At 38.6% G+C, this 12,063-nt stretch carries 11 protein-coding genes; 8 read left to right on the forward strand and 3 right to left on the reverse strand.

Annotated elements, in window-relative coordinates:
• Nucleotides 1–3: 3 nt before the first annotated feature.
• The gene (locus EQG61_RS09655; RefSeq protein ID WP_129461712.1) at nucleotides 4–300 is read right to left on the reverse strand and encodes an isoamylase early set domain-containing protein; all 297 of its coding nucleotides are present in this window, start codon (nucleotides 298–300) and stop codon (nucleotides 4–6) included.
• 315 nt (nucleotides 301–615) lie between these two features.
• Here EQG61_RS09655 and EQG61_RS09660 point away from each other — a divergent pair, with 315 nt between their 5' ends.
• From EQG61_RS09660 to porT, 3 genes are all read left to right on the forward strand, one after another.
• Nucleotides 616–1,098, forward strand: coding sequence for a dihydrofolate reductase (locus tag EQG61_RS09660; protein WP_129461713.1), 483 nt, complete (start codon nucleotides 616–618; stop codon nucleotides 1,096–1,098).
• A 66-nt stretch (nucleotides 1,099–1,164) separates the two neighbouring features.
• A complete protein-coding gene (gene ubiE / locus EQG61_RS09665) occupies nucleotides 1,165–1,893 on the forward strand; it encodes a bifunctional demethylmenaquinone methyltransferase/2-methoxy-6-polyprenyl-1,4-benzoquinol methylase UbiE (RefSeq protein WP_129461714.1) in 729 nt (242 codons plus the stop codon).
• 2 nt (nucleotides 1,894–1,895) lie between these two features.
• Entirely contained in the window at nucleotides 1,896–2,597 is a 702-nt protein-coding gene (gene porT / locus EQG61_RS09670) for a type IX secretion/gliding motility protein PorT/SprT (protein WP_129461715.1), read from the forward strand.
• Here porT and EQG61_RS09675 read toward each other — a convergent pair.
• Entirely contained in the window at nucleotides 2,594–3,319 is a 726-nt protein-coding gene (locus EQG61_RS09675) for a TrmH family RNA methyltransferase (protein ID WP_129461716.1), read from the reverse strand. The two genes, porT and EQG61_RS09675, sit on opposite strands and share 4 nt — an antisense overlap.
• Nucleotides 3,320–3,334: 15 nt before the next feature.
• On the opposite strand from EQG61_RS09675, the gene tamL reads away from it, so the two are divergent.
• The 3 genes from tamL to accD are packed head-to-tail and all read left to right on the forward strand — an operon-like array spanning nucleotide 3,335 to nucleotide 7,935.
• On the forward strand, nucleotides 3,335–5,911 hold the full coding sequence (gene tamL, locus EQG61_RS09680) for a translocation and assembly module lipoprotein TamL (RefSeq protein ID WP_235829053.1): 2,577 nt from the start codon (nucleotides 3,335–3,337) through the stop codon (nucleotides 5,909–5,911).
• Nucleotides 5,912–5,960: 49 nt separating this feature from the next.
• Nucleotides 5,961–7,028, forward strand: a complete 1,068-nt coding sequence (gene fbaA, locus EQG61_RS09685; protein ID WP_129461717.1) for a class II fructose-bisphosphate aldolase — start codon at nucleotides 5,961–5,963, stop codon at nucleotides 7,026–7,028.
• 52 nt (nucleotides 7,029–7,080) lie between these two features.
• On the forward strand, nucleotides 7,081–7,935 hold the full coding sequence (gene accD, locus EQG61_RS09690) for an acetyl-CoA carboxylase, carboxyltransferase subunit beta (RefSeq protein WP_129461718.1): 855 nt from the start codon (nucleotides 7,081–7,083) through the stop codon (nucleotides 7,933–7,935).
• Between the two features lie 70 nt (nucleotides 7,936–8,005).
• On the opposite strand, the gene EQG61_RS09695 is transcribed toward accD, so the two are convergent.
• Nucleotides 8,006–9,250, reverse strand: coding sequence for an ABC transporter permease (locus EQG61_RS09695; RefSeq protein WP_129461719.1), 1,245 nt, complete (start codon nucleotides 9,248–9,250; stop codon nucleotides 8,006–8,008).
• 146 nt (nucleotides 9,251–9,396) lie between these two features.
• Between EQG61_RS09695 and purH the strand changes: the two genes are divergently transcribed.
• Together purH and EQG61_RS09705 are read left to right on the forward strand one after the other, a co-directional pair.
• On the forward strand, nucleotides 9,397–10,923 hold the full coding sequence (gene purH, locus EQG61_RS09700; protein WP_129461720.1) for a bifunctional phosphoribosylaminoimidazolecarboxamide formyltransferase/IMP cyclohydrolase: 1,527 nt from the start codon (nucleotides 9,397–9,399) through the stop codon (nucleotides 10,921–10,923).
• A gap of 58 nt (nucleotides 10,924–10,981) precedes the next feature.
• Entirely contained in the window at nucleotides 10,982–12,010 is a 1,029-nt protein-coding gene (locus EQG61_RS09705) for a rod shape-determining protein (RefSeq protein ID WP_129461721.1), read from the forward strand.
• The last annotated feature ends 53 nt before the right edge of the window (nucleotides 12,011–12,063 follow it).

Consider the following 12,063-nt stretch of genomic DNA (forward strand, 5'->3'; position numbering starts at 1 on the left):
AACTTACACTTCAAGAACGCTGTTTTCAGCGTTGGCATAAGCATTCCAACGGTAGCTGTCGGCTTCTGGATCATTAATAAATGCACCATCTACCACATATCTGAATTCAAAGGAGTTGTCTTTTGGCAAATCAAAAGCGCCTTTGAAAGATCCGTTCTTTAATTTTGATAGTGAGCCGGCTTCAGAATTCCAATCGTTGAAATCCCCCACTACTGACGCAGTAGCCGCTTCTTTAGCTTCCACAGTAAACGTCACTTTACAAACCGGTTTCGTTTTAATAAACTGTTTCTTAATCGCCATAACTATTTCATTTATAGATTACTGAAGCAAAGTAACGCAATAAAAACAAAGGTTGTACCCCCACAAAAACGATTTATTATTTTCACAAAAACAACCATTTTTTAAAATCAAATTCCCATTTTTTTCTTGCTTTTTAAAAATTATAAAATCAAGAAAACGTTTTCTTATTTTCAGATAATGAATTTGACTTTTCAAAAATTGAATGATTTTCCGTCCAACAAACGCCAAAATTGTATTAAAATCGGCGTGAACTCGCAATTCAATAAAAAATAATTGCTGGAAACCCCGTATTTTTACAACGCAAAAAAGCACCTTATGATTACTTTAATTGCGGCAGCCGCTGAAAACAATGCTTTGGGCAAAGACAACCAATTGGTTTGGCATTTACCCGACGACTTCAAACGATTTAAAGCGTTGACTACAGGTCATTACATCATTATGGGAAGGAAGACATTTGAAAGTTTTCCAAAGCCACTGCCCAATCGCACGCATGTGATCATCACCCGTCAAACCGATTACGCGTACGAAAACTGCATTGTAGTACATTCTTTGGAAGCCGCAATCGCTTCTTGTCCAAATGATGAAGAAAACTATATCATTGGTGGCGCCGAAATTTACCGTCAAGCCTTACCTTTTGCGGATAAAATCGAACTCACTCGCGTTCATGCTACTTTTGAAGCCGATGCCTTTTTCCCAGAAATCGATGAAAAAGAATGGAAAATCGAATCGGAGGAATTCCATCCCAGTGATGAAAAGCACCTTTGCGCCTTTACTTTTCAAACGTTTACCAAAAGATAATCCGAAAATTTCGGTACAAAAAGGAGCAATTATCGCTACCTTTGTGCCGCTAAAAATGCAAGTGAAATGGCAGAAAATGTAACCCCATACAAAGATTCCAACTTGGGTAAAAAAGAACAAGTTACCCAAATGTTTGACACGATTTCCGGTAATTACGACGGATTAAATCGGGTGATTTCGTTTGGAATTGATGTAAAATGGAGAAAAAAAGTACTGCAATTGGTGAAAGCTACCCAGCCAGAAACGGTATTGGATATCGCCACAGGAACTGGGGATTTGGCTATTTTAATGGCGCAGACCAAGGCCTCAAAAATTGTGGGCTTAGACATTTCTTCCGGCATGTTGGAAGTGGGCAAACAAAAAGTAAAAGCGCAAAACTTAGACACCATAATTGACATGGTATTGGGCGATTCAGAAAACATGCCTTTTCCTGACCATCATTTTGATGCCATCACGGTTTCTTTTGGCATTCGCAATTTTGAAACACTTGAAAAAGGTCTCGCCGAAATTTTACGCGTATTGAAACCTGGCGGTATTTTTGTCATTTTAGAAACTTCTGTTCCCGAAAAAACTCCATTTAAACAAGGGTACCGTTTCTATACCAAATTCATTTTACCTTTGATTGGCAAACTCTTTTCCAAAGACAATGTCGCCTACGGGTATTTATCCGAATCTGCAGCTGTTTTTCCTTATGGTGAAAAACTAAACAATATTTTACGTAAAATTGGGTTTATAGACGTGAAAGCTATGCCACAAACATTTGGAGTTGCGACCATTTATTCGGCATCAAAATAATTATGAAGAAATTAATCCTAATCCTCTTGTGCTTCCCTTTGGGCGTTTTGGCCCAATCAAAAGGTATTTTTTCTAAAGACCCGATTATTCATTTAGAAAACTTTGACAAACAACGGGTACATTGGGGTTACTTCTTAGGATTTAATAGTTTTGATTTCAAATTTGACTATATAAATCCACCCGTCAAAGATATTGCAGTGGCCAATACAACGGGATTTAATGTAGGTTTGGTAGGTAATCTTCGCTTGCACGAATACATCGACCTTCGCTTTGAACCCGGACTCTATTACACCCAACGCAATCTTACCTATAGTGGATTTACAAAACCTTTAGATGCGCTGCGGGAAGTGCGATCCACCTACATTATGTTTCCTCTTTTGGTTAAGTTTTCCTCCCAACGTGTGGGTAATGTTCGCCCTTATTTAGTAGGTGGTATTGATGCAACCTTGAATTTATCCAGTAATTCTAAATCGATAGATGACAATTACCAACAGCGATTTCGTGTAAAACCTTGGACCAATAATTATGAATTGGGCTTTGGTATCGATATTTATTTGGAGTATTTTAAGTTCTCGCCCTCAATCCGGGGTATTTTTGGGATGAATGACGAACTCATTCGCGATAACAATCCGGCGAGTCCATGGACGGGAAATATTGCGGGTATGAAAACACGCGGTTTCGTGGTGAATTTCACTTTCCACTAATCCCTTCTACGCATTTCACTTAAAAAAATAGCCGCGGCTGTAGCCACATTCAGGCTTTCAGTTTTTTGAACAGCACCAAAACGCGGAATGGCTAATCGTTGCTGCACAAGAGCTTCAACGGCACTGGAAATTCCGTTCGCTTCATTACCCAAAATCAAAATCCCTTCTTTGGGCAATGGGGTTGCATATACATTTACACCATCCATAAACGTACCCATGATGGGGAGATTCGTCGAACTCAAATACGCGGATAAATCGGTGTAAATTACTCGAACCCGTGTCATCGAACCCATAGTTGCTTGCACCACTTTAGGATTATACAAATCGGCGGTTTGCAAACTGCATATGAGTTGGGGTATCCCAAACCAATCGCACAACCGAATAATAGTTCCCAAATTCCCCGGATCGCGCACGTCATCCAAAACCAATTGAAATCCTTGTGGTGCTATGGCTTGCTCGGGTGCCATTTTAAAAACGGCCAAACAATTATTGGCGGTTTTCAGTGCTGACATTTTATTCAAATCCGTTTCAGAAACGGTCGTCACAGGCAATTGCTTTTCAGAAAAAAGAGCTGTCGTTTGGTAGATGTTTTGAAGTTCAAAATCCGAATGCAGCAATTCATTAATTACTTTAAAACCTTCCGCAATAAAAAGTCCGTTTTGATCGCGGTACTTTTTTTGATGAAGAGATGCAATTAACTTGATTTGGTTTTTGCTAACCATAAAAATACGTTACTTTTGAAATTAAATTTTGAACTTTTGCGCTACCGCCTTACAAAAATATCATTATTTATTGTAATACTGTTGTTCATCTTCAGTTGTGATGTTACCAAACGGGTACCTGAATCCAAGCGTTTATTGACAAAAAATGAAATTGTGATTGATAAAAAACCCAATCATGATGAAGTCGTTTATTTTCAATTGTACCAAAAACCGAACACTTCGATATTGGGATACCGTTTGCGATTACAATTATACAACTTAGCCAAACAACATTCAGACAGTCTTTACAAGCAATGGCTCGACCGCAAACCCAAGCGCAGAGCTCGTTTAAACCGATTATTATCCGCCAAACAAGTAGAACGCTTGGGCCAATCCTTTGTGGTATCTGGGTTGAGTAATTTTTTAATGAAAACAGGGGAAGCGCCTGCGATTTATGATTCCACTGCCGTAAAAAAATCCATCAAACGATTAAATGCTTACTATTATAACAAAGGCTATTTTGATGTTGAAACTACGATAGAAAAAGACACTTCTACAACGAAAAGAATTCAAATCAAATACAACGTCAACCGTAAAACTCCGTACACCATTGACAGTCTGAAGACGGCAATTACGAGTCCGATGCTCGATTCCCTTTTCCGTATTCATAACAACCGTACCTTAATTAAATCCGGAAAACAATACGACACTGAATTGTTGAATGGGGAGCGCGATCGTATTACGAGTGATTTCCGAAATAATGGTGCTTTTTATTTTCAGCAAAATTACATTCGTTACAGTTTGGACACCATTAGTACGGGAAAAAAAGTAAACGTAAATTTAATTATCAAAGACAATTCGTACCGTAAAAATGACTCAACGGTAACGGAACCCTTTCGCCTATACAAAATCAACAAAGTAGCCATTTACACGGATCAAACTACGAGTAAAAATGAAATCAAAGTCAGAGACAGTTTGGTCTATAATGACTTTATTTTGTACAGTGAAAACAAATTAAAATACCGCCCTAAAGCAATTACCGACGCGGTTCTGATTACCAAAGGAAGTTTGTTTTCTGACAACAATACCACATTAACCACCAAGTATTTGAGTAATTTACGGGTTTTTAAATATCCAACGATTCAATACAAAGAAGACCCCAAAGACCCCAACGGACTCATCGCGAATATTTATTTAACGCCGCGGAAGAAATATACTTTTGGGGCATCGGTTGACTTTACCCATTCCAACATTCAGGATTTTGGTATTTCAGGAAATACATCGTTGGGCATTCGGAATGTTTTTAATGGTGCCGAAACATTTGAAATCGGATTTCGTGGAAACGTGGGAGCTTCCAAAGACTTGGCCAATCCCAACAATACATTTTTCAACATTTCTGAAATTGGTTTGGATGCGAAATTGAATTTTCCTCGTTTGTTTTTCCTTTTTAATACCGAAAAAATCATCCCAAAAACCATGTTGCCCACCACTACGGTTTCGATGGGTTATGCCAAACAGCAAAATATTGGATTGGACAAACAAAACTTCACGGGTTCGTTCACGTACAATTGGGTTCCTAAAAAAAATCAAAACATTCGTCTGGATTTGTTCAATATTCAGTTTGTAAAAAACTTAAACATTAGCAATTACTTTAATGTATACAAATCGTCGTTTGATGCTTTAAATAATTTGGCGATTTATTACGATGCCGACACGAATTTTCCCCAGTTATTTTCGAATGGGAAATTGATCATTGACGAGGGAACAAACGGTTTTGTGAATGCCGTACTTGGTCCCAATCCGACAATCACTACATCGGCTGATGATTTAAAAACCATACGAAGTATTGAAGAACGCCGCAAAAGATTAACCGAAAACAACTTGATTTTCGCCTCTAATGTTAGCTATTACAAAACAACGAGCCGTGGCGTGGGCGACAATAATTTTTATTCCATACGCACCAAATTTGAGTCGGCTGGAAATATGTTATCTATTTTAGCCCGTGCTTCCAAACAATTGCAAAATCAATCGGGAGCCAATACCTTTTTTGAAGTACAATTTTCACAATATTTAAAAGGTGAATTTGAATTTATCAAACATTGGACATTACAAGGTAAAAATGTGATCGCCGTGCGCACATTTGCTGGTTTGGCAGTTCCTTATGGCAATTCCAACACCATTCCTTTTTCACGAAGTTATTTTTCTGGAGGATCCAATGACAATCGAGCGTGGCAACCCTACAGTTTGGGTCCGGGCAGTAGCGGCGGAATCAACGACTTTAACGAAGCAAATATGAAACTTTCGGCCAATGCTGAGTTTCGTTGTAATTTATTTGGCAAATTTAACGGTGCTGTATTTGCAGATGTGGGCAATATTTGGAACATTTTCGATGCCGTAGACCAGGAGGCCTATCAATTTAAAGGATGGAAATCGTTAAAAGAAATGGCATTGGGAACAGGATTTGGTTTGCGCTATGATCAAGGACTTTTTGTGGTTCGCTTTGACATCGGATTTAAAACCTACAACCCTTCGGAACAAATTGAAAATAAATGGCTGAGGGAGTTTAACTTAGCGAAATCCGTTCTAAATATCGGGATAAATTATCCGTTCTAATTTTTTTTATTTTTACTTTTGTACACTTAACTAAAAATATAACTACATCATGTCACACAACATTAAGCCCGGGGTTGCTACCGGAGATGAAGTTCAAAAGATTTTCGCTTACGCTAAAGAAAAAGGATTTGCTTTACCTGCTGTAAATGTGGTAGGTTCCAGCACGATTAACGGTACTATTGAAACGGCAGCTAAATTAAAAGCCCCTGTAATTATTCAGTTTTCAAACGGTGGTGCACAATTTAATGCCGGTAAAGGATTATCGAATGCTGGTGAACAAGCGGCTATTTTAGGAGCTGTAGCTGGAGCGAAACACATCCATACTTTAGCCGAGGCTTATGGTGCGACCGTGATTTTACATACTGACCACTGTGCAAAAAAATTATTGCCGTGGATTGACGGGTTGTTAGACGCTTCTGAAAAACATTTTGCAGAAACGGGTAAACCCTTATTCTCATCGCACATGATTGACTTGTCCGAAGAGCCTTTACAGGAAAACATTGAAATCTGTAAAGAATATTTGGCACGCATGAGTAAAATGGGAATGACCTTAGAAATTGAATTGGGAATTACGGGTGGCGAAGAAGACGGTGTAGACAATTCTGATGTTGATAGTTCAAAATTATATACCCAACCTTCTGAAGTGGCTTATGCTTATGAAGAGTTGATGAAAGTAAGTCCGCGCTTTACCATTGCTGCGGCTTTTGGTAACGTTCATGGGGTATACAAACCAGGGAATGTAAAATTGACGCCAAAAATTCTTAAAAACTCACAAGATTACGTTCAAGAAAAATACAACACGGGTGTAAATCCAGTTGATTTTGTATTCCACGGAGGTTCCGGATCTACTTTGGAAGAGATTCGCGAAGCCATTTCGTATGGTGTAATTAAAATGAACATTGATACCGACCTACAATTTGCGTTTACAGAAGGTATTCGTGATTATATGGTAAATAAAATTGATTATTTAAGAACGCAAATCGGTAGTCCAGAAGGTGCTGATTCTCCTAACAAAAAGCATTACGATCCGCGCAAATGGGTTCGTGAAGGTGAAATGACATTCAACGCTCGTTTGGAGCAGGCATTTGCCGATTTGAATAACGTAAACACATTATAACATTTAAGTGCCGAATTATTTTTGATAATTCAGCATTGCTAAATCAATAACTATGGCTTGGTTTAAACGTACTGAAAAAGGAATTAAGACCGCTACAGAAGAGAAAAAAGACGTACCCAAAGGATTGTGGTACAAATCTCCAACCGGTAAAATTGTAGATGCAGACGAATTAGAAAGAAACTTATGGGTAAGTCCGGAAGACGATTTCCACGTTCGCATTGGCAGTAAAGAATATTTCGAAATCTTATTTGATAACAACGAATTCAAAGAATTGGATGCAAAAATGACCTCCAAAGACCCGTTGGATTTCGTGGATACCAAGAAATATTCCGATCGTTTAAAAGAAGTAATGGATAAAACCAAACTGAAAGATGCAGTTCGCACAGCAGTAGGAAAATCCAAAGGAAAAGACTTGGTAGTTTGCTGTATGGACTTTGCCTTTATTGGCGGTTCGATGGGTGCTGTAGTGGGCGAGAAAATTGCACGTGGTATTGATTACTCCATCCAACATAAAGTTCCTTTCTTGATGATTTCGAAATCTGGAGGAGCCCGTATGATGGAAGCGGCGTATTCGTTGATGCAATTAGCAAAAACTTCTGCTAAATTGGCGCAATTAGCCGATGCAAAAATTCCTTACATTTCTTTATGTACCGATCCAACAACGGGTGGAACAACCGCTTCTTATGCGATGTTAGGTGATATTAATATTTCAGAACCGGGTGCTTTGATTGGATTTGCAGGGCCACGCGTGGTTCGTGACACGACGGGTAAAGACTTACCGGAAGGATTCCAAACCGCTGAATTCGTCTTGGATCACGGATTCTTGGATTTCATTGCTCACCGCAAAGAATTAAAAAACAAAGTGAATTTATATTTGGATTTAATCTTGAACCAAGAGATTCGATAATTCAAATAGTACTCCATAAAAAAAGCACAATAGGTTTTCTATTGTGCTTTTTTATTTATGCTAAAGAAAATTACATTCCACTGCGAATGGCTTCTACAGGATCTAATTTGGCTGCAGAAATGGCAGGCAAAATTCCGGAAACTACACCGATTGTTATCGCTAAAACCGAACCCAAAACAATATTGCTAAAGCTAAGGATAAACTCAAAATCCAACGCTGAAGTTAGAATAAATGTGAGCCCCCAAACCAATCCAATACCGACCAAACCTCCGAACAAGCAAAGGATAACGGCTTCAAATAAAAATTGGAACAAAATCATACGGTTTTTGGCACCCAACGATTTTTGAATCCCAATCAAATTGGTGCGTTCTTTTACAGAAACAAACATAATATTGGCGACACCAAATCCGCCCACCAATAACGAAAAGCCAGCGATAATCCAACCTCCTAGATTCATCATACTGATAATTCCATCAATTAAATCGGTGAATCCTGAAAACACATTAATAAAGAAATTATCTTCTTCATCGACTTTCATCCCGCGGTAATTGCGCAGTTTCATAGACAATTCTGCCTTAAACGCTTGCATATCTATGCCTTTTTTGGGTTTGACAATAATAATTGGCGTTTGGTATTTATTTTCTCCTAAGGCTCTTCGGATAAAATTCACTGGGATAATAGCGGAAGAATCGTCATTGCCAAACATCCCGTCCCCTTTCTTTTTCAATACCCCAACTATCGTAAATCGTTGACCATACAAACGGGCTTGTTTCCCTATTGGATTAAAATCTCCAAACAAGCCTTCGGCCAAGTCGGCTCCAATAACCGCCACCGCTGCCCCTGAATTGGATTCGGATTCATTAAAAAAACGGCCGTCGGTAAATTCAAAACCTTGAATATCGATAAATGAATTGGTTACTGGCACCACATTGACACTGGTAACCGTTTTATCTTCGAATTTCATATTTTCCGGACTCAAGAAAATTTGATACGACATTTCTTCGGCATCGTCCAAATTATCTTTTAGAAATTCATATTCTGCATAGGTAACATTCGGGAATTGCTCGCGTTTCCAGGCAGGAATATCGGAAGGTCCAAAACTGTCATTAAAAAGATAAATGGTGTTTTTATCCAAACTACTCAATTCTTTTTTGATTTTATGGTCTAAAGAATCAACGGCTGCCAAAACGGCTATGATGGAAAAAATACCTATGGTCACCCCAAGTAACGAAAGAAATGTCCGCAACTTATTATTGCGCAAAGCATTAACTGCAAACGCAAAACTTTCTTTCAATAAACGAAGGTATAATAACATAAATTTATAGATACTCAAAGATAACCATTTGTAGGGCGTTTTCGGGAATTGTTACATCGTGAGCGTCTATTTTATTTTTTAAAAAAATAGTTTTCAAAAAACGCTTAAAATGAACTACTTTTGCGCCTTAATACAACAACAACACAATGACGACTACAAAACCTATTCAGTCGGCCCTTATTTCGGTATTTTCGAAAGACGGTCTCGAACCCATCGTACGTAAACTTCACGATTTAAACGTTACTATTTATTCCACTGGCGGAACCGAAGAATTTATTAAAAACCTTGGAATTCCTGTAGTTCCCGTGGAAGAAGTAACCGATTATCCTTCCATATTAGGAGGACGCGTAAAAACATTACATCCAAAAATTTTTGGTGGCATTTTAAACCGTCAAGACAATGCTTCAGATGTGGCGCAAATGGAAGAATATCAGATTCCCCAATTGGACTTAGTCATTGTTGACCTCTACCCTTTTGAAAAAACGGTAGCCTCAGGTGCTTCGGAAGCGGATATTATCGAAAAAATTGATATCGGCGGAATTTCTTTAATTCGAGCAGCAGCCAAAAACTTTAAAGACACCGTTATCGTTCCATCTGTCAATGAATACAGTTTGTTTTTGGAAATGCTTACTTCAGGAAATGGCAGCACCACGTTGGCTCAAAGAAAGTTTTTAGCTTCCAGAGCGTTCCATACCTCTTCGCATTATGACACCGCAATTTTCAATTATTTTAATGAAGAAGAAACGATTTTCAAAGTAAGTTCAGACCAAGGACAGGTTTTGCGTTACGGTGAAAACCCGCACCAAAAAGGATTCTTCTTTGGTGATTTTGATGCGATGTTTACCAAGTTACACGGCAAAGAATTGTCTTATAACAATTTATTGGATGTCGATGCGGCGGTGAATTTAATTTTAGAATTTAAAAACAACGAACCCACTTTTGCCATATTAAAACACAACAATGCATGTGGACTAGCGACTAGATCTACCATGAAAGCCGCTTATTTGGATGCATTAGCGGGCGACCCCACCTCAGCGTTTGGAGGAGTATTAATTGCTAATGGTCGTATTGATTTGGCTACTGCTCAAGAAATCAATCAGTTGTTTTGTGAAGTAGTCATTGCACCTGCTTATGATGCAGAAGCCATTGCTGTATTACAAGAAAAAAAGAACCGCATTATTTTGGTTCAACATGAAGTAGCGTTACCCAACCAAAATCTACGTACTTGCTTAAACGGTCTGTTAATTCAAGATAGAAATAACAGTACCGATACTAAAGCGGGACTTACTTACGTTACCACTTCTAAACCCACAGATCAAGAAATAGACGATTTGCTTTTTGCTTCAAAAATTTGCAAAAACACCAAATCCAATACAATTGTTTTAGCAAAAAATGGCCAATTGATTGCTTCGGGAACGGGTCAAACCTCTCGCGTTGATGCATTACGTCAGGCGATTGAGAAAGCCAATTCGTTTGGATTTGATTTAAAAGGAGCGGTAATGGCGAGTGATGCTTTCTTCCCATTTCCTGACTGTGTTGAAATTGCAAACCATGCTGGAATCACTGCGGTAATTCAACCCGGTGGTTCAATTAAAGATGAATTAAGCATCAATTATTGCAACGAAAATAATGTTGCAATGGTATTTACAGGTACGCGTCATTTCAAACATTAATTTTATTATTTTTGTGGGCTGATTAATAAATAACGAACTAACACCCTTATAGAATCGTATGGGATTTTTTGATTTCATGACTGAGGACATCGCAATTGACCTTGGTACCGCCAATACCCTAATCATTCACAACGACAAAGTAGTCATTGATTCACCGTCAATTGTTGCTCGTGATCGTATTACGGGTAAAATTACTGCTGTTGGAAAAGAAGCCAACATGATGCAGGGTAAAACCCATGAAAACATAAAAACCATCCGACCGTTAAAAGACGGAGTTATTGCAGATTTTGCGGCTTCTGAAGAAATGATCAAAGCGTTCATCAAAAGCATCCCTGCCTTAAAGAAAAAAATGTTCACTCCGGCGTTACGTATGGTTGTATGTATTCCTTCAGGAATTACTGAAGTAGAGATGCGTGCGGTAAAAGAATCGTGTGAACGCGTGAATGGTAAAGAAGTATATTTGATTCACGAACCGATGGCTGCGGCAATTGGTATTGGAATCGACATCATGCAACCGAAAGGAAATATGATTGTAGATATCGGTGGTGGTACTACCGAGATTGCGGTTATTGCCTTGGGCGGAATTGTATGCGACAAATCTGTGAAGATTGCAGGTGACGTATTTACCAACGATATTATTTATTATATGCGTACCCAACACAACCTTTTTGTTGGGGAAACGACCGCAGAGAAAATCAAAATTACCATTGGTGCAGCAACCGATTCATTGGATTCACCACCTGATGACATGTCAGTTCAAGGACGCGACTTGTTAACGGGTAAACCAAAACAAGTAGAAGTATCGTTCCGTGAAATCGCTAAAGCGTTAGATAAATCCATTCAACGTATTGAAGATGCGATTATGGAAACCTTATCTCAAACGCCACCAGAACTAGCGGCAGATATTTACAATACGGGTATTTACTTAGCCGGTGGAGGTTCGATGTTACGCGGATTAGACAAACGAATTTCATTAAAAACGGATTTACCGGTTTACATTGCCGAAGATCCGTTGAAAGCAGTAGTTCGTGGAACTGGAATGGCGTTAAAAAACATTCCAAAATTCAGAAGTATTCTGATTAAATAATACTAGAATTCCCTAACTTTAGCATTGATTCGAGTCGTACCTAGTAGTGTAAC

It is taken from the genome of Flavobacterium stagni (assembly GCF_004122105.1).
Lineage (GTDB): Bacteria > Bacteroidota > Bacteroidia > Flavobacteriales > Flavobacteriaceae > Flavobacterium > Flavobacterium stagni.